Below are 19,199 nucleotides of genomic sequence, written 5' to 3' on the forward strand. Positions count from 1 at the left end.
GGTCCCACCCGCCCGACCGTCGAACGATCAGCCGCGCCAAGCCCCCCTGGCGCGATCGAGGCCCCGACCGCAGGGCCGGGGCCTCGATTCCCGTGGACCGCTCAGGTCGGGGCGCCCGCCGCGAGGACCTCCTCCTCCTCGTCCTCGACCGCGTGGCCGTGACCCTGTGTGCGCAGGTGCGGAATGAACAGCGCGATGACCGCGCCCGCGGCAAGCGCACAGGCGGCCACCAGGTGGGCCTCCTCCAGGCCGTTGACGAACGTGGCCACGGACTCGTAGCCGCCGTTCGCGCCGAGGATCGCGCCACCCACCGACACGCCCATCACGGTGCCGGTCTGGCGGATCGCGTTGGACACACCGGACGCCACACCCTCCAGCTCGGCGGGCGCGAACCCGAAGGCCAGGCGGCCGATCGGCGCGAGGAAGATGCCCAGGCCGAGCCCGGTGATGACGAACGGCACCACCAGCTTCGAGTACGTCAGGTCGCCGACGACCGAGCCGATCCAGCCCACGCCGATGGCCTGCATCGTCAGGCCCAGGATCACCAGCGGCTTGCCGCCGATCTTGTCGGTCAGGATGCCCGAGATCGGTGCCGCGATCATCGGCATGGCCGTCCACGGCAGCGTGCGAACGCCAGCCTCCAGTGGTGAGTAGCCGAGGACGCTCTGCAGGTACTGGGTGCCGAGGAAGACGGCGCCGAAGACGCCGAACGGCATGATGATGGTCGCCACCATGGTGAGACTGAAGCCCCGGCTGCGGAACAACGACAGCGGCACCATCGGCGTGCGTGCCCGCGACTGCCAGACAATGAACACAAGCACGAGGAGACCGCCGACGATGAATCCCGCCAGGATGGAGGGGCTGTCCCAGCCGGCGCTGTTGCCCCGCACGAGGCTGGACACGATGCCGAGCATGCCGGCGGTGACCAGGACGACGCCCACCGGGTCCAGGCGACCGTAGCCGCCACGGCTCTCGCGGACACGCGTCATCACCGGCAGCAGCAGCAGACCGATGGGCACGTTGACCCAGAAGATCCACTGCCAGGACCAGGTTTCGGTCACCGCGCCGCCGATGACCGGCCCGAGGGCGATGCCGAGACCCACCATCGCGCCCCACAACCCGAACGCGTGGCCGCGCTGACGTGCCGGCACCACACTGGCCAACAGCGTGAGGGTCAGCGGCAGGACGACCGCGGCGCCCAGGCCCTGCACCGCGCGAGCGGCGATCAGGAATTCGATGTTGTCGGCGAGGCCCGCCAGCGCGGACGCAATGGTGAAGACCAGCAGCGCGATGGTGAATACCTTGCGCCGGCCGAAGCGGTCACCGAGCGCCGCGCCGGTCAACAGAAAGACGGCGAAGGTGAGCGTGTACGCGTTGACGATCCATTCAAGATCTTCAAGGCTCGCGTTGAGCTCGGTACGGATGACCGGCAGCGTCGTCGTGACGACGAGGGTGTCGATCGCGACCATGAACACGGCTACCAGGGCCGCGACCCATGTCCACGCCGCGCTGTGGGTCGCTGGTTGGTTCTTGTCCACTCTGTTTCCCTACTCGTGATGGATTGACTGGGAAGGATCGCTGGGACGCTGTCCGTTGCGCTCCTCTCGTTGGTAAGGGGGGCGGGAGACCCGGACATACGTCCCGCGCCAATAGCCCAGTGGCAATCGGTCCGACGCCGTCGCGCCGCCGACGAGACGGCCGAGCACGATGACGTGATCACCAGCGGTGATCACGTCATGGAGCGCGCACTCGGTGAAGGCGACGGTGGGTTCCAGCCGCGGCATACCGGCCACGTCGCCGGGCCGCCAGGCCACATTGGCGAACTTGTCGCTGCTGTAGCTGGCGAACAGTTCGGAGACCTCGTGGCCGTCGGCGTCGAGGAAGTTGACGGCGAATCCGCCGGTCTCCCGGATGGCGTCCAGGGTCGAACTCACCTGCCGCACGCAGAACAACAGCAGCGGCGGGTCCTTGGAGACGCTGCACACCGACGACGAGGTCAGTCCGTGCGGCCGACCCGATGCGTCGATCGTGGTCACCACGCTGACGCCGCTGGCCAGCGAGCCCATGATCGCCAGGAACGCACTCGGTTCCACGTTGACTAGTTCGGTGCCAGTAATGGTCCACCTCCTTCGATCGCCGCCAGCAGCGCGGCTCGATCGGTCTTTCCGTTCGGGGTGAGCGGTAGGCTCGTGGCCGCCTGGACGGAGTCGACGATCATGTACGTCGGCAGCTGCCCGGCGCACCAGCGCTTGATCTCCAGCAGGCCGGGCCGGCGATCGCCCGCCGGCACCACGACCGCGTGCAGCCGCGCGGCGAGCCCGACGCCGGCGACGACCACCGCGGCCGCCGCGACGTCCGGATGCGCGGCGAGGACAGCCTCGATCTCGCCGGGCTCGACCCGGTTGCCGCGCACCTTGGCCATGTCGTCGCGGCGGCCCAGGTACTCCAGCGTGCCGTCGGACGACATCCGCCCGAGATCACCCGTTCGGTACGGTCCACGCTGCGGCTCCCGCCCCCAGTAGCCGAGCATCACCGTGGGCCCGTCCGCCACGATCTCGCCCTCCGGGCAGTCGCCGCCACCAGCGGCACCTGCGCCGTCGAGGCTCGGCGGGACCAGGGTCAGCACCGCGCCACTGGCCGGTCGGCCGATCGGCAACGGGCGGTCGCGCCCCTCGTCGGCGTCGGTCACCTCGTACGACGCGCAGACGTTCGTCTCGGTGGGCCCGTACCAGTTGAGCAGCCGCACGCCCGGCCAGGCGGCACGGAGTTCGTGCACGTACCGGATCGGCATCACCTCACCGGCGAAGACGCAGGCCCGCAGGTCCGGCGGGGGCGGGCCGTCCAGCAACCCGCCGTCCCGGATCATCAGGGTCAGCGCGGACGGCACGGAATACCAGATGGTGATGCCCTCGTCGCGCACGAACCGCGCCAGCTGCACCGGCGCGTAGGCCAGCTCGGCCGGGACCAGGTGCACCGACGCGCCCGCGCGGAACGCCGCGTAGAGGTCGAAGACCGACAGGTCGAAGTTGAACGGGGCGTGGTTGGCCAGCCGGTCCCGTGGCGACACGGTGAGCAGGTCACCGGCCCACTCGACGAACGCCGCCGCGTTGCGGTGGCTCAGGCAGACGCCCTTCGGGGCGCCCGTCGACCCGGAGGTGTAGAGGATGTACGCGGGTTCGTCCGGGGCCGGTCGGTGCACCGGCGGCAGGTCACCCTCGGCCCCCAACCGCTGCAACTCGTCCAGCGACACGAGCGGTGGCCCGTCCGGAACACCACCCTCGCGTGCGACCCGGTCCGCGGCCGGACCGTCCGCCACCACGACGGTCGCCGCGCAGTCGGCCGCGATGCGCCACACCCGGGCGGGCGGGTTCGCCGCGGACACCGGAACGTACGGCGCCCCCAACGACAGCGCCGCCTGCATGACGGCCACCGCGTCGGCCCGTTTGTCGGACCACAGCACCACCCGGTCGCCCGGGGACACCCCCGCGCGCGCCAGCCCCGCCGCCAGGCGCCGCGCGGCCGTCGCCAGCTCCGCGTACGTGAGCTGGCCGTCGTCCGCGATCACCGCCGGCGCGTCCGGTGTACGCCGGGCCCACTCGGCCACGTAGCCGTGGATTCCCGCGCCACCCGGCATGTCGGACTGGTCCACGTCCCGCACGGTCGACACCTCCCTGGTCAAGCCGCGGCCCTCACAGGCCCAGTTCGCGGGCGATGAGCAGCCGTTGGACGTCCGACGTGCCGGAGAAGATCGTGCTGGGGACGGCGTCGCGCAGCATGGTCTCGATCCCGGTGTCGCGCAGGTATCCGAGTCCACCGAACAGGCGCACCGCGTCGAGCGCCCCGGCGACCGCCGCCTCCGAGACGGCCAGCTTCGACAACGCCACGTTGAGTTCCGAGCCGCCGCCGTTGTCCATCTCCCAGCAGCAGCGATAGAGCAGCAGCCGCGCCGACTCCGTCCGCAGCTTCATCTCCACGATCCGGTTCGCGACCGCCTGGAAGTCGCTGATGCGCCGGCCGAACTGGCGGCGCGAGGTCACATGCTCGACGCAACGTTCCACCAGGCGGTCCAGCAGGCCGACATATCCGGCGAACAGGCAGGCCCGCTCCCAGCGCATCGAGTGCTGGAAGATCGCGGCGCCCTGACCCGGCTCGCCGAGCACCCGCTGCGCCGGCACGAGGCAGTCCTGAAAGGACACCCGGCCGGCCGGCGCCGACACGAGGCCCATCTTGTCGAACGGCTCGCTGACCGTCAGGCCGGGAGTGTCCCGGTCCAGCACGAACGCGGTGACACCGAGATGGGCGGCGGCCCGATCGGTGGTCGCGTAGGTCACCAGCACGTCGGCCACCGGTCCGTTGGTCACGAACGTCTTCTCGCCGTTGAGCAGGTAGCCGTCCGCCGTCTCCGTCGCGGTGACGGCGAGGCGCGAGACGTCGGAGCCCGCGCCCGCCTCGGTCATCGCGTTGCCGGCCACCACCTCGCCCGAGCAGATCCGCGGTAGGAGGCCCTTCTTCACCTCGGGTGTGCCGAACCCGGCGATCGGCACCGCGCACGCGAACTGGTGCGCGCTGGCCGCGAACACCAGACCTGTGTCCGCGCACCCCCGACCGAACGCCTCGACACGCAGCGCGGTGTCCAGGGCGCCCAGCCCGCCGCCGCCGTACTCCGCGGGAATGCACAGGCCGAGCAGCCCCAGCCGACCGAGACGCCGCCAGGCCTCGCGGTCGTGCAGCCGGCTGGCGTCGGCGGTGGGCGGGAAAGCCCGCTCGGCGCTCGCGCGCACCTCGTCGTAAGCGTCCCGCTGTTCAGGCGTCCAGGCGAAGTCCACGGTGCCCCCTCGGCCGCGCGGTGAACCGGCGCGACGGAATGACCGGCTTGCAGGAGCAACCCGGACCGGACTGACATATCCTCAAAGGTCTAGACTTAGGCATTTGATCGGGCCGTGCGCTCGGGCGTACGGGAACTCGTAAGAGGTTGCCTTGACGACGCAGCAGGGATTCGACGGTGGCAGCGGCATCCGGCAGGCGATCCTCGACGTCACCCGGCGGGAGATCTCCGAGTGCGGCCTGACCGGGGTGAGCATCCGCAGCGTCGCCCGGCGCGTAGGTGTCGACCCACGGCTCGTGCGGCACTACTACGGCTCCAAGGAGCAGCTCCTGCGGCACGCGGTGCAGGTCGACGGCAACCCCGTTGAGCTGGCCGAACAGCTGCTGGCTGGCAGCCGTCGCCGGCTGGGTCGGGCCACCGCGACCGCCCTGCTCACCCACTGGGACAGCCCTCGTACGACGATCTCCTACCGCGCCCGGCTGTCCGCCTCGCTGACCAGTGACGAGATCGCCGAGCTGATGCGCGACGAGTTCGTACGGGCGTTCTTCGGCACGTTGGCCGAGGGCGTCAGCCCCGACCGACACGAGCTGCGGGCGGCGCTCGCCGCGTCCCAGGTGATCGGCCTGGCCCTGTGCCGCTACCTGATCGACGGCACCGAGCTGTCCCGGCACGACCGCGACGATCTGGCCCGGATGATGGGTCGCACGATCCAGCACTACCTCACCGCCGACCTGGCTGAGTGACGCCGGGCGCGTCGGCGGCCGAGCCGTCCGCGCGTTCGACGTCGTGAGCCGCCAGCCGCTCGTCGTCGACCGATGCCCGCCCCCGGGTCGGCGACGTCGCGTCATCCCGCCGGCCGGTCACGTTGTCCTTGGTGAGCAGCCGCTTGAAGTCCGCGGGCGCCACCGTCATGACCCAGGCCACCATGAGGAGCCGGCGGGGCATCGTGAAGTGGTAGTACCGCGCGTTCGGGTCGCCGAACCGGTACAGCGGCGGCACGAACCGCGCCCGGCGCAGCTCGCGGAAGATCATGTCAGCCGCCTCGGCCTGCCGCAGCCCACCGGCCCGGACCCGGGCGAACACCTCGAAGAACCAGTCCAACATCTGGCGCAGACCGTCCGGGGTGCGGAACCACAGTCCGCCGTCGGCGAACCGCTCGACCGGATCCCACGTCCCGGCGGCCAGGGCATCGTTGGTGGCCCGCTTCAACGACAGGTGGCCCAGGATCTGCCAGAGCAACCAGACCCGGCTGTACGCGTTCCACAACGCGAAGCTGCCGACGGCCGTTCGGGCAGCGGCCAGGATCTGGTCGTTGAACTCGATCAGGGCGTCCTGGAACGCCGCCGCCTCGGCCAGCACGACGCCCGTCGCCGGCTCGTCGCGGAGCGCTCGCGGCAGCGCGGCCCCGAGCGCGTGGACCATCTCCGCCGTCATCGTCACGTCCCGGGACAGGAACTCGTCGGTACGGCAGGCCGACAGCTCCATGGCGAACCACCGTGGCCCGTGGGTCACCGCCGCCCGGCGCTGCCAGTGGGGCGAGGTGGTCCAGCCGCCCTCTGCCGTGGCGGACGCGAACTGCTCCGCCAGGCTCGGGAAGGGCGCGACCAGTGCCCGGAACGCGGCGTCCGGGTCCGCCGGCAGGTCGTCGAACCGGTCGTGGTCCAGCCCCACCGTCACGCTGCACAGGTCGCTGGCGGCGTCGTCGTGGTTGCGGAAGTCCACCACCTGGATCCAGCCGCCGTCGAAGAGGTGGTGCACGGTCCCCCGCGACCAGGTCGTCGCCCGCTGGTAGTCGGCGAGCCGGCTGCACTCCTCGAACGGCCGGACGCCGCGCAGGTAGGCGTGCATCATCTTCGACCGCAGCAACAGCGGTCTCGGATCACCCTCGGCGGTCGCCGCCCGCAGGGGCGACTCCTGGTCGCAGGCGTCCACCACGAACCGCGCGGTCACCGTCCGCCCGGAGCCGAAGGTCAGGTGTACGGCCTCCGGGTCCAGCCGCACCTCGGTGGTGGACGCCCGTTCCGGCAGCACCGACGCGCCGTACCGGACGGCCAGCTCCCGGGCGTACCCGTCGACGACCGGCCGGTAGAGGTGCCACTCGCTGTGCTCGCCCGGCACGTGGAACTGCACGGCGTGCGCCGGGTCGTGCCGGCGGCCCGCCGTGTGGTGCAGGAAGGCGAGGCTCTTCTTGATCCCGCTGGTCCGGCGCACCGCGTCCGGCAGGTCCTCGAAGTGCGCGAAGGAGGCGATCTCCGGCACGTCGAACCGCTCGGCCAGCAGGTGCAGCACAGCGGTCGTGTACGGCACGGTGCTGTCGCCGGACGGCAGCACCGTGTCGTCGGGCGAGCCGACGAGCAGGACCCGCAGGTCCTGCTTGGCCAGTACCGTGGCGAGCAGGCCGGTCGCCAGATGGCTGCCCAGGATCACGACGTCGTACGACACCGGGGCGTCGGGTTCGATGGTGGTCATCCGGTCTCCTAGAAGATCTTCCGGCCCATGAGCTGCTCCTTGCCGGCCTCGCGCAGGAAGCCGAGCATCAGCCGCCGCACGTCCGGCGGCGCCTTGGTCGCCGCCCAGAGCATCGTCCGGCCGATCTTGAGCGGGGTCGGGTTGATGAACCGCAGGTGGCGGTCCTTCCAGCCCCAGTGGTCCGGCACGAAGGGCGCCCGGTTGAGGTGGTCGTACAGGGCGTCCGCCGCCTCGTCGCCGGTGATCTTGCCGGCCTCGAAGTCACCGCACTGCTTGACCATGTCCTCGAACAGCTCGCCGTAGCCCTCGTGGTCGGACCAGTGCAGACCCGGGTTCTTGACCTCTTCCAGCTCGTTCAGATGCCGTTCGTCGCCGGTGGAGCGCCACCGGCGGTACGCCTCGTGGGCCCGGAAGGTGCCGGCGTTCGAGCCCCACGCCCAGATCCGGAACACGGCCGTCCACAGCGAGTAGTGCTCGAACGAGGCGTACGCGGCGTTGACCAGCTTGTCGTTGCCGTCGAACAGCGCCTGCTGGCGGGTGTTCACCCCCTCGAACCGGTCGGCCGAGAAGTCGTCGTCACCCACCGCCCGCAGGATCCGCCAGGCCAGCACGTTGACCGCCTCGCAGGTGTTGGACAGACCACGGGAGAACAGCGGGTCGATGAACGCCGCGGCGTGGGCCAGCAGCACCCAGCGGTCACCGACGGTGGTCTTGGACGAGTACTGCACCCGGTCCGTGCCCACCCACTCCCGCATCGGCCGGGCGCCCTCGAACTGCGCCGCCATACCGGGGAACCGCTGCATGTGCTTCCAGAAGTCCTCCTCCGGCGACATGCCGGGCGTCTTCGGATACATCCGCGGGTCCATCGTGAGGCCCACGCTGCACAGCGGGTTCTTCGAGTCCTTGTGGTTGTTGAACGCGATCACCCACGACCAGCCGCGCGGGAACAGGTGGTGGACGGTGCCCTCGTAGAACGGCACCGGCGGCTTGTCCGCGCCGGTGCGCTGGAACACCTCGTCGGTGGTCTTGAGGTCGATCATGTGGTTCCAGACGGCCCGCGAGTGGTGCTTGTACCGGCACGGGTCCTCGCGCAGCCCGAACTTCTCGGCCAGCGGCGAGCGGTAGCCGCTGGCGTCCACCACGTACCGGCTGCGGAACTGCTCGCCCCGGGTCGAACTGACCGTGACGCCGGAGTCGTCGAAGTCGACGTCGGCGATCGTGAAGTTCACCCGCGCCGTGCAGCCGTACTTGATCGCCGCGTGGAACAGGTACGCGTCGGTGTCCTGCCGGTACATGTGCGGCGTCTCGTGCAGCAGGCTCGGGAAGTTGAACATCGTGACCTGCTTCGGGTCCTGCGGCTTGCCCTCCTGGTGGTTGAGGAAGGCGAAGTGGTCCTTCTTGCCGTGCCAGGGCGAGATGATCTTCTGGCAGGCGGTCAGCGTCGCCAGGGTCATCAACTCCGGCACCTTGTACCGCTCGGACATGGTGCGCAGCGACACCAGCATGTTGGGGATGGTCGACTCCCCGATGGCGAACTTCGGGTGCGCCTTGGCATCGACCAGCAGCACCTTCGCGCCGTTGCGGGCCAGGATCGCGCCGAGCATCGAGCCGGCGAAACCAGCGCCGAGGATGGCAACGTCATAGGTGGCCTTCTCGGCCTCGATCAATTCACTCACCGTGCACTCCAATTTCCTCGGGTTACTTCGGCTCGGGAACGCGCAGCCGGGAGCCGAGCACCGGCCAGCCAGCGATTCTCTGCTTGATCTCCTCGACCGGCTCGAACTCGCCCCGGGCGAAGCGCTTGCGCATGAAGAGGGTCAGACCCTCGTAGGTGAGCTCACCGATCGCTGGCGGCGCGTCCCGCTTCGCCCAGCGCAGGGTGCCGAGCACCTTGGCCGCGGACGCGCCGGTGATCCGGATCGCCGGGTCGGCCAGGCCGAACGCCGGCGGCACGAACCGCGCGCTGGCGAGCTGGTCGCGGATCTGCTTGGCGACGTCCTTCGGCTCCGCCTCCCCCGCGTCGACGGCGCGCATCATCCGGCTGACGCCGGCCAGGAACTCGAGGACCTCGGCGTGGTCGGGGTCGTCGACCTTCGACCGGTCGAACTCGCGCAGCTCCACCCGCCACCACGGCCGTTCCATCCGTCGCAGCACGGCGGGGTCGCGGGTCTTGGAGTAGAGCGCGTAGCCCCGGTTGATCTCGAAGGTGGAGAGGATCTGGGTCAGCGCCCACACCCGGAACCAGGCATCCCACAGGTCCCAGTCCCGGAACGCGATGTACGCGTTGTTGACCAGATCGTCGTTGAAGTCGAGCTGACCCTGCTCGAGCTCCTGCACGTACTCGAACCGCTCGACGGCGAAGTCGTCGTCCTTGAGCGCGTCCAGCAGCCGCTGGGTCAGCGCGTTGATGATCTCCATGGTGTTCGACAGGCCACGCGAGAACAGCGCGTCGACGAAGCCCGCCGCGTGCGACATGAGGCACCAGCGGTAGCCCACCGTCTTCTTCGGCGAGTACTGCAGGCGGCCCGTGCGCACCCACTCGCGCACCGGGGTGGCGTGGGTGAACTGCTGCGCGATGCCCGGGTACCGGTCGAGGAACCGGCGGAACTCGTCCTCCGGCGAGCAGTCCGGCACCGGGTACCTGCGCGGGTCGAACTGCACGCCGACGCTGCACAGGTCATTGGTGGACCGGGGGTGGTTGTCGAACGGGATCACCCACATCCAGCCACCCTCGAAGATGTGGTGCAGCGTCCCCTCGTGCCAACGCGTCGGGTTGCCGTATGTGCCGCGCGGGGCGAAGTCGTCGAACGGCCGCACGCCGACCATGTGCGTGAACAGCGACCGCGAGTGGTGTTCCAGCCGGGTCGGCTCCTCCCGCAGGTCGAACTGCTCGGCCAGCGCCGAGCGGAAGCCGCTGGCGTCCACCAGGTAGCGGGCCCGCACGGGCGCGCCGGGGCCGACGTCGAGCGTCACGCCGTCGTCATCGACCTGTACGCCCGCGATACGCGTCTGCTGCCGGATCACGGCGCCGTACTTCGCCGCCACCGTGAGCATGAAGTTGTCGATGTCCTGCCGGAAGAAGTGGTTCTCGGTGTTCAGGATCTTCGGAATCTGGAACATGTTGGACTCTTCGGGCCGCTGCTGCTCGCCCGGTCGCTGGTAGACGAAGCCGAAGTTCCTCTTCACCCCGCCGGTGGTGTTGATGTGCGCGTACACCGACTCGAAGGTGCTCAGGTACTTGATCTCCGGCACGCCGTACCGCTCGCTGATCAACCGCATCGCCATCGAGGTGTACGGGATGGTCGACTCGCCGACGGCGAAGCGGGGGTGCGTTCCGGCGTCGATCACCAGCGTGTGCGCGCCGTTGGCGGCCAGGCACGCCGCCAAAGTCGAGCCGGCGAGCCCGGAGCCGATCACCACCACATCGAACATCCCGTTGTGCGCGGCAGCACCTTCCATAATGGACTCCTTATCCATTGGATTCACTTCGGCGTCGGGACGCGGAGTCGCTTGCCGACCACGGGCCAGCGCGCGATGAGGTGCTTGAGTTCCTCGCCGACGGCGAACTCGCCGGGCGAGAAGCGCTTCTTCATGAAGAGCGTCAGGCCCTCGTACGTGAGGTCGCCGACGGCCTTCGGCGCCTTCTTGCGCGCCCAGCGCAGGGTCTTGCCGATCTCGAAGAAGTTGGCGTCGGTCCACTGGTTGTCCGGGTCGGCCAGGCCCCACGCGGGCGGCACGAAATCCGCCTCACGCAGCAACCGCAGCAGCTCGGCGGCCGTCTCCCCGGAGTCCGCCCGCCCCTCCTGCACGGCCCGGGTCATGTCGTTGACCTGCTGCAACAGGACCATGACCGCGCCGTACGGCGCGTCCTGCGGGATGACCCGTCCCCGCCACCACGGCCGCTCCAACGGGGCCAGCACCGCCGGGTCGCGGGTGTCCAGGAAGCGGGCGTACGCCCGGTTCACCTCGAAGGTGGCGATGAACTGTCCGAGTGACCAGATGCGGAACCAGGCGTCCCACAGGCGCCAGTCGCCGAACGACGTGTACGCGTTGGCGACCAGGTCGTCATTGAAGTCGAGCAGACCCTGCTCGAACTCCTGCATGTACTCGAACCGCTCGACCGAGAAGTCGTCGTCCTCGATCGCGGAGAGCAGCCGGTGCACCAGCGCGTGCATCGTCTCCAGCGAGTTCGACAGCCCCCGGGAGAACAGCGGGTCCAGGAAGCCGGCCGCGTGCGAGGTGAGGCACCAGCGGTAGCCGACCGTCTGCCGCGACGAGTACTGCAGCCGGCCGGTGCGGGTCCAGTCCCGCACCGAGCGCGCCTGGGCGAACTGGGGTTCGATGTCCGGGTACTGGGCGATGAACCGGCGGAACTCCTCCTCCGGGGAGCAGTCCGGTACCGGGTGGATCCGGGGGTCGAGCTGGAGGCCGACGCTGCACAGGTCGTTGGTGCCGCGCAGGTGGTTGTCGAACGGGATCACCCACATCCAGCCGCCCCGGAACAGGTGGTGCAGCGTGCCGTCGTGCCAGGGGCTGGGATGCCCGTACCGGGACTTGGGGGCCAGCTCGTCGTACGGCCGGATGCCGACCATGTGGGTGAACAGCGACCGCGACTGGTGTCGGAACCGGCTCGGCTCCTCCCGCAGGCCGAACTGCTCGGCCAGCACCGAGCGGAAGCCGCTGGCGTCGACCACGAACTTGGCCCGGAAGTGGCCGCCGGTGTGCTTCAGCGTCGCACCGTCGTCGTCGATCTCCACGCCGGTGATCCGCACCTGCTGGCGGACCGTGGTGCCGTACTTGGCGGCGACCGTGAGCATCCAGTTGTCGATGTCCTGGCGGTAGAAGTGGCTCTCGGTGTGGGTGACCTTGGGAATCGGGAACATGTGGGTCTCGCGCGGGTCCTGGCGCTCCCCCGGCCGGTGGTAGACGAACCCGAAGTTGCGCTTGACTCCCGACGTGGTGTTGATCTTGGACTGGACGCCCTCGAAGGTGGACAGCCACTTGATCTCGGGAACCCCATACCGCTCGCTGACCAGCCGCATCATCATCGACGTCGCCGGAATGGTCGACTCGCCGATGGCGAACCGCGGATGGGTCGTGCCGTCGACGATCAGCACCTTCGCGCCGTTGCGGGCCAGGCAGGCGGCCAGCATGGTGCCGGACAGGCCGGACCCGATGATCGCGACGTCGTACTCCGGCGTGCTGCGCGGATGATCAGTCATATCGTTCAAGCTCCTTCATCAGCCGCTGTGGGAGCGGGCAGGTAGCCGGTCCGCACCATCCAGCGCAGGTAGATGTCGAGTAGGTCGTCGTCCAACGGCGGGCACCGGACGTCGGTGCCCCGCAGTTGTTCCTCGGTGTTGTCGACGCCGTAGTGGACGGCCTCCTCGCCGCCGACCACGAACTCCTGGACCACCGGCATGACCGGGTGCAGTTCGTTCGTGCCGACGGCGTAGGTGGCCTTGAGCGCCTGCCACCACTCCTCGACGGGTACGACCTCGACCGCGAAGCCGTGCCGACGTAGCGCGCGCACCACGTCCGCGAAGAGTGCCTTGTACGGGCTCACCAGGTGGTACGTGCTACCCAGGGCCGGGCCGTACCGGGAGATGTGCACCAGCGCGCCCGCCACGTAGTCGACGGGCGTCATCTCCACCTTGATGTCGATGTCCGGCGCCAACCCGAGCTGCACACAGCCCTTCATGACCCGGGTGGTGAAGTGGGTGGTCAGGCTCGCGCCGGTACGGGAGTCGCCCAGCACCCGACCCGGCCGGTAGATGTCGGCCGGCACGCCGCGCGCGCGGGCCAGCTCGACCAGCCGCTCCGCGGCCCACTTGGTCTGCACGTATCCGGTCACCAGCCGACCGGCCGAGGCGATGTCGTCGTCCTCGCCGACGACGTCGCGGCCGGGGGCCGGTAGGCCCCAGATGCCGTACGTCGAGACGTGGTGGACCGCGGTCGGCCGCCCACGCGCGGCCAACCGCAGGATTTCCTCAGTGCCCGTGACATTGTCCGGTCGGAGCTGCTGGTAGTTGTAGCCGAAGTGCACCCGGGCGCCGCAGTGGTAGATGCCGTCCAACAGGTCGGCGAGTTCGTCGAACCGCTCGGCGGACAGGCCCAACCCGGGTCGGGCCAGGTCACCGGGCAGCACCGTGATCCGGTCGACGGCGGTGGCCGGCAGGGGGAGGTAGCGCTCCATGTTGTCCAGCAGCCGCCGCAGGCCGGCCTCCTCGTCGGCGCACCGCACCAGGCACCACACCCGGGCCGTGGTCGATTCGAGCAGGGTGTGCAGCAAATAGCCGCCGACGAAGCCGGTCGCGCCGGTCAACAGGACGTGCCGGGGGTCGCGCACCCGGGCCGGCGGTTCGCCGACCACCCGGATGTCCGGCGCGAGGGTCACGTCGCCCGCGATCCACGCCGGATCACTGGCCGGGTCATCCGCCAGGTCGCCGCCGCCCTGGTCACCGGCGGGCGGAACGCCGTCGTTAGCGGACCCGTCGACGGACCGGTCGGCCAGCAGCCCGGCGAACAGGTCGGCCCAGTGTGCCGGGGTGGCGAGGGTGAGCAGGTCACCGGCGCGCACGGTGAGGCCGAGATCCCGCCGGCAACGCCGGACGGCGTCCATGACCATGAGCGAGTCCATGCCGCTGGCCAGCACGTCGCTCTCCTCGTCGAGGGCCCCCGAACCGGCGCCCAGGACGTCCGTCGCCAACTCGACCGCGTACGCGCCGAGCGTCGCCCGCACCCGGCGCGGGTCACGCTCGGCGCGCAGGTCGGCCAGCAGCGGCGCCTCCGCGACATCGTCGGCGGCCGGTTCGTCGGCGGTGATGCCGCGCAGCATCGGCCGCTCGGTGCGGGCCTGCATGACCGGCTTGAACACCGACCAGTCGACCGCGCACACCACCCGCTGCGTGGCGTCGCCGGCCGCGAGCGCCGTCAGGATCCGGATGCTCTGGTCGGCCGGCAACGGCCGCAACCCGGTGGCCTTCAGGAACGCCAGCACCTCGTCGCCGAAGAGCGCGGACGGCAGGTCCCACGGGCCCCACGCGACGGACAGGGCCGGCAGGCCGGCGGCGTCGCGGTGCCCCGCCAGCGCGTCGAGGAACGCGTTGCCGGCCGCGTAACTGGCCAGGTGCTGCGAGCCCCAGGTCGCGGCGATCGACGAGAAGCCGATGAAGAAGTCCAGCTCGGCGCCGCGCGTGAGCTGGTGCAGCAGCCAGCCGCCGATCACCTTCGGTCGCCACACCCGCCGGTACGCCGCGTCGGTGGCCGTACGGGCGAACTCGGGCTCCGACACGCCGGCCGCGTGGACGACACCGCGCAGCGGCTGGGCGCCGTTCTCCAGCGCGGTGAACACGGCGGTCATCGCCGCCTCGTCGACCACGTCGGCGGCTACCACGTCGACGGTGGTCCCCAACCGCTCCAGCCGCCGCACCGCGTCGATCCGCCGCGCGGCCTCCCCGGTCGCGTCGGCCCAACCGTCCCGCTCGGGTAGCGGGGTGCGGGCGAGCAGCACCAGGCGCCCGGCGCCGGCGCGGGCCAGCCATTCCGCGACGGTCAGGCCGATTCCGCCGAACGCCCCGGTGATCAGGTACGTGGCCTCGCCGTGGACCGGTGGCCGACGGCGCAGCGCCTCGGGTGGCAGTGCGGGCGCGGGGGTGAGGCGCAGCGCGTACCGACGGTCGGCGCGCAGCGCCTGCTGGTCGTCGTAGCCGTCCGGTGCGTCGGCTGGGCCCACGCCGGACGGGTCGCCGGGGATCAACCCGCCCGTGGTCAGCGCGGCCAGCAGCAGCAGGTCCTCGCCGGGTCGGCGCTGCGGGTCCAGGTCGATCGCGCCACCCCACCGGTCCGGGTGCTCCAGCGCCAGCACCCGGCCCAGGCCCCACAGCGTGCCGGCGACCGGGGCGGCCGCGTCTGGGACGGTGCTCTCCGTGCTCACCCGCAGGGCGGCGCGGGTGACGAGGGTGAGCCGGGCGTCGGCGCACTCCTGGTCGTCGAGCATCGCGCGCAGGAGGGCGAGGGTCGTCAGGTCAGCGCGCCCGGCGTACTCCTGAAGGCTCGCGGCGTCGCAGTCCTTGGACGCGGGCGCGTCGAGCCCGGTCAGGACCACCGCGAGCCGGGGACGACCCGGGCCGGCGGACCAGGTGGCGACCAGCTCCCGGACGGCGTCACGGTCAGGCCGGCAGTCCGACCCCTGGCCCACCACCGGCGGCGCCGACACCGTCACGGCGGCGTCGCGCTCCCGCAGCAGCGCGGCCAGCCCGGTGACCAGCGCGGCATCCGGACCCGTCGGGTCGGCCACCAGCAGGTAGCTCTGTCCGGCCAGGTCGGCCGGCGGCTGCGGAGACGGCCCGGGCAGGGGCACCCAGGTCTGCTCGTAGAGCAGGTCGGCCGGGACCTCCCACTGGGCCGGCGCGGGCACCGGCGCGACGGTCACGTCCTGCGCGTACCCGATCGGCACGCCGCTGGCGTCGAGCAGGTCGACGGCCCCGGTCAGCACGTCGCCGACCGCCCGCACGGACCCGACGCGGACCCGTACCGCCCGTACGCCGCCCGGGGGCGCGACGTCACTCGACGTCGCGGGCGTGCCACCGAGCGCGCCGCAGCCGGCCAGCGTCGACCCGTTCTCCGACTCCGCCCCGCCCGCCACCGTGACCGCGACCCGCGCGGCGTCGAGCACCTCGTGCCAGCCCGCGTCGTCCGGCACCGGGATCTCCGGCGCGGTCTCGACGTCGTCGTCCTCGTCGGGGTACGGGCGGTCGGCCGGCCACCGACGCCGCAGCACCCCGCTGGCGTGGCGGATCCACGGCGCGGCCAGCGCCTCGCGGGCCGCGGTGGCCCCGACCAGCTCCCAGTCGGCCGAGCCGTCGTCCCGCGCCGTGACCGTGAGCCGCAGCTGACCCCGCTCGCCGGTCGGGACCAACGTGTGGACGCGCAGATCCTCGGCGCACCGCCACCCACCACCGAGGCAGTCCGTGGCGGCCCGGACCGCCACATCCAGCACCGCGCCGAGACCCGGCGACTCGCCGGGCAGCGCCTCGGGCGTCACCTCGTACGCCGGCACGGGTCCGGGCAGGCGGCGGCCGACGCCCGGGATGTCTCCGGCCACGGCGGCGGCCCCGGTCTCCTCGGCGGCGGCCGCGACCGGCGCGGCGACCGGCCCGACCTCGCGGAACCAGTAGTGCGCGCCGCGCCACGGTGTCGTCGGCAGCGGTACCGCGCGCACGTCCTCGCCCTCGTGGAAGGCCCGCCAGTCCGGACGTGCGCCCCGCAGGCTCACGCTGCCGACCGCGCCGAGCACCTCACGCAGGTCCTCGCCGCCCCGCCGCAGGGTGGGCACGAACGCGCAATCCGGCTCGCCGGCGAGCGAGCGGGCCGCGAGTGCCGTCAGCACGGGCGCGGGCCCGAGCTCCACGAAGGTGCGCATGCCCGCGTCGTGCAACGCGCGCACCCCGTCGCGGAAGCGGACCGCGCCGGCCGCGTGCCGCAGCCAGTAGTCCGGGCCGAGGTCGTCGTCGCCGAACAGTCGACCGGTGACGTTGGACGCCAACGGGATGCGCGGCGGGCGGAACGACAGCCCGGCCAGCACCGACCGGAACGGCTCCAGCATGGGTCGGATCAGCGGCGAGTGGAACGCGTGCGACACGGCCAGCCGCCGGGTGCGGACGCCGTCGGTCGCCAGCCGCTCCAGGACGGTGGCCAGATGCGCGGCGTGACCCGAGATCGTGACGTCGCTCGGCCCGTTGACCGCGGCGACGGCGACCGTGCCCGCGTACCCGTCGATCGCCGCGACGGCGACCTCCTCCGCGCAGCCCGCGGCGGCCATCGCGCCGCCCGCCGGCAGCTCCGCCATCAATCGCGACCGCGCCGCCACCAGCGTCGCGGCGGCGGGCAGGTCCAGGACACCGGCGACGCAGGCGGCGACCAGCTCGCCGACGCTGTGGCCGGCCACCGCAGACGGTCGCAGGCCCCAGGAGAGCCACATCTGGGCCAGGGCGTACTCGACCGCGAACAGCGCCGGCTGCGTGTACCGGGTGTCGTCGAGCGGCGTCGGACCGTCGGCCCAGAGCACGTCCGCCAACCGACGGGGCAGCTCGCTGTCGAAGAGCGCCGCGGCCTCCTCGAAGGCGGCGCGGAAGGCGGCGTTCCCCAGCAGCCCGCGGGCCATGCCCGGGTACTGGGCGCCCTGGCCGGTGAACAGCCAGGCGACCTTGCGATCGCGGCGGCGGGGCAGCGCGGCGACCGTCAGCCCGCGCGGGTGGCGGCCCTGCGCGTACGCCGACAGGACGTCCGCCAGCTCGTCGGTGTCGGCGGCGGTGACCGCGAGGCCGTGCGTCTGGACCGCGCGGCCGACGTGCGTCGTGTAGCAGGCGTCGCCGAGGGACACCGCGTGCGGACCGCGCAGCCACCGCGCGTGCCGGTCGGCCATCTCGCGCAGCGCCTCCTCGGTACGCGCGGAGGCCAGGAACAACCCGTACGGCGGTTGGGCACCAGCCCGAACGGCACCGGCCGGCGGCGCCGCCAGCACGACGTGCGCGTTCGTCCCGCTCGCCCCGAAGCTGCTCACTCCGCCGGTGCGCGGGTGGCCCCGATCCGGCCACGGCGTACAGGTCACGGGCACCCGCACGTGCAGGCCGGACCAGTCCAGGTTCGGGTTGGGCTCGCTCAGGTGCAGGTGCGGTGGGATCTCGCCGTTCGACATGGCGAGCACGACCTTGAACAGGCCGGCCATGCCGGCGGCCGGCTCCAGGTGCCCGATGTTCGTCTTCACCGAGCCCACCAGCAGCGGGTCGTCGGGGCGGCGGTGCCGACCGATGACGGCTTCCAGCGAACGCAGCTCGATGGGATCTCCCAGCGAGGTGCCCGTGCCGTGCGCCTCGACGTAGTCCACGCCGTCCGGCCCGACGCCGGCCTGGCTCATGGCCGCGCCGACCACGTCCTGCTGCGCGAGCGGGTTCGGCACGGTGAGGCCGCTGGAGCGACCGTCGTGGTTGACCGCCGAGCCACGGACGACCGCGACGATCGGGTCGTTGTCGGCCAGCGCGGCGGAGAGCCGCTTGAGCACCACGACACCGGCGCCCTCGCCGCGGGCGTAGCCGTCGGCCGACGCGTCGAAGGTCTTGCACCGCCCGTCGGCGGACAGCCCGCGGAACTTGCTCATCATGACGAAGCCGTACGGGGACAGCAGCAGGTTCACCCCGCCCGCCAACGCCAGGTCACACTCCCGCAGCCGCAGCGCCTGGCACGCCTCGTGCAGCGCGACCAGCGACGACGAGCAGGAGGTGTCGACGACCTTGCTCGGCCCCCGCAGTCCGAGCAGGTACGAGATGCGGCCCGCCAGGAAGCTGGGCTCGCCGGTGAGCTGGTAGAAGTCGACGTCGTCGATGTCGCCGGCGCTCTGCCGGGCGCGTACGTAGTCGGTCGTGCTCAGCCCGAAGTAGACGCCGGTGCGCGAGCCGTCGAGCCGGTCGGGCGCGTAGCCGGCGCGCTCCAGCCCTTCCCAGCAGATCTCCAGCGCGATGCGGTGCTGCGGGTCCATGCCCAGCGCCTCGCGCGGGGAGATCCCGAACGCCTCCGGCTCGAACCGGTCGACCTGGTCGAGGAACGCGCCCCGGATCGTGTACGCCTTGCCCGGCGCCTCCGGGTCCGGATCGAGGTACGCGCGGGCGTCGGCGCGCTCGGCCGGGAACTCCGAGGTCGTGTCCACCCCGTTGCGCAGCAGGGTCCAGAATTCCTCCGGCGAGTGCGCGCCGCCGGGGAACCGGCAGGCCATCCCGACGATGGCGATCGGTTCGTCCAACCAACCGTCACGACTGTCGGCAAGGCGGCGACGCAGGTCCCCGATGGTGCGCAGCGCGTCGGCCATCAGCCGGCGGCTGTCCGGTGTACGCGAAGCGGTCGTCGACAT

At 71.5% G+C, this 19,199-nt stretch carries 10 protein-coding genes; 1 reads left to right on the forward strand and 9 read right to left on the reverse strand.

The genetic code is table 11. The features are described from left to right. Positions 1–101: 101 nt before the first annotated feature. Genes ACLQ25_RS04745 through ACLQ25_RS04760 form a run of 4 tightly spaced genes read right to left on the reverse strand, consistent with a single transcriptional unit; the run spans position 102 to position 4,826 of the window. A complete protein-coding gene (locus ACLQ25_RS04745) occupies positions 102–1,538 on the reverse strand; it encodes an MFS transporter (protein ID WP_425729415.1) in 1,437 nt (478 codons plus the stop codon). Between the two features lie 9 nt (positions 1,539–1,547). Further along, entirely contained in the window at positions 1,548–2,066 is a 519-nt protein-coding gene (locus ACLQ25_RS04750; protein WP_425729417.1) for a flavin reductase family protein, read from the reverse strand. A gap of 32 nt (positions 2,067–2,098) precedes the next feature. Then, positions 2,099–3,658, reverse strand: a complete 1,560-nt coding sequence (locus ACLQ25_RS04755) for an amino acid adenylation domain-containing protein (protein WP_425729419.1) — start codon at positions 3,656–3,658, stop codon at positions 2,099–2,101. A gap of 31 nt (positions 3,659–3,689) precedes the next feature. After that, a complete protein-coding gene (locus tag ACLQ25_RS04760) occupies positions 3,690–4,826 on the reverse strand; it encodes an acyl-CoA dehydrogenase family protein (protein WP_425729421.1) in 1,137 nt (378 codons plus the stop codon). A gap of 151 nt (positions 4,827–4,977) precedes the next feature. Here ACLQ25_RS04760 and ACLQ25_RS04765 point away from each other — a divergent pair, with 151 nt between their 5' ends. After that, positions 4,978–5,568 (forward strand): TetR family transcriptional regulator, encoded by a 591-nt coding sequence (locus tag ACLQ25_RS04765; protein WP_355047930.1) that lies wholly within the window; start codon positions 4,978–4,980, stop codon positions 5,566–5,568. Here ACLQ25_RS04765 and ACLQ25_RS04770 read toward each other — a convergent pair. Genes ACLQ25_RS04770 through ACLQ25_RS04790 form a run of 5 tightly spaced genes read right to left on the reverse strand, consistent with a single transcriptional unit; the run spans position 5,546 to position 19,199 of the window. Next, entirely contained in the window at positions 5,546–7,294 is a 1,749-nt protein-coding gene (locus ACLQ25_RS04770; protein WP_425729423.1) for an NAD(P)/FAD-dependent oxidoreductase, read from the reverse strand. The two genes, ACLQ25_RS04765 and ACLQ25_RS04770, sit on opposite strands and share 23 nt — an antisense overlap. An 8-nt stretch (positions 7,295–7,302) precedes the next feature. Then, entirely contained in the window at positions 7,303–8,970 is a 1,668-nt protein-coding gene (locus ACLQ25_RS04775) for an NAD(P)/FAD-dependent oxidoreductase (RefSeq protein ID WP_355047928.1), read from the reverse strand. A 22-nt stretch (positions 8,971–8,992) separates the two neighbouring features. Further along, positions 8,993–10,753, reverse strand: coding sequence for an NAD(P)/FAD-dependent oxidoreductase (locus tag ACLQ25_RS04780; protein WP_425729426.1), 1,761 nt, complete (start codon positions 10,751–10,753; stop codon positions 8,993–8,995). A gap of 23 nt (positions 10,754–10,776) precedes the next feature. Next, positions 10,777–12,516 (reverse strand): NAD(P)/FAD-dependent oxidoreductase, encoded by a 1,740-nt coding sequence (locus ACLQ25_RS04785; RefSeq protein ID WP_425729428.1) that lies wholly within the window; start codon positions 12,514–12,516, stop codon positions 10,777–10,779. A 5-nt stretch (positions 12,517–12,521) separates the two neighbouring features. Beyond that, positions 12,522–19,199, reverse strand: a complete 6,678-nt coding sequence (locus ACLQ25_RS04790; RefSeq protein WP_425729430.1) for a thioester reductase domain-containing protein — start codon at positions 19,197–19,199, stop codon at positions 12,522–12,524.

The organism is Micromonospora sp. DT44 (assembly GCF_049841635.1).
In the GTDB taxonomy this organism is placed as follows: domain Bacteria; phylum Actinomycetota; class Actinomycetes; order Mycobacteriales; family Micromonosporaceae; genus Micromonospora.

Excerpts from the sequence above, each read along its gene's own strand:
- ACLQ25_RS04750 (WP_425729417.1), bottom strand. The coding sequence starts at position 2,066 with ATGGGCTCGCTGGCCAGCGGCGTCAGCGTGGTGACCACGATCGACGCA.
- ACLQ25_RS04770 (WP_425729423.1), bottom strand. The coding sequence starts at position 7,294 with ATGACCACCATCGAACCCGACGCCCCGGTGTCGTACGACGTCGTGATC.
- ACLQ25_RS04780 (WP_425729426.1), bottom strand. The coding sequence starts at position 10,753 with ATGGAAGGTGCTGCCGCGCACAACGGGATGTTCGATGTGGTGGTGATC.
- ACLQ25_RS04785 (WP_425729428.1), bottom strand. The coding sequence starts at position 12,516 with ATGACTGATCATCCGCGCAGCACGCCGGAGTACGACGTCGCGATCATC.
- ACLQ25_RS04790 (WP_425729430.1), bottom strand. The coding sequence starts at position 19,199 with ATGTCGACGACCGCTTCGCGTACACCGGACAGCCGCCGGCTGATGGCC.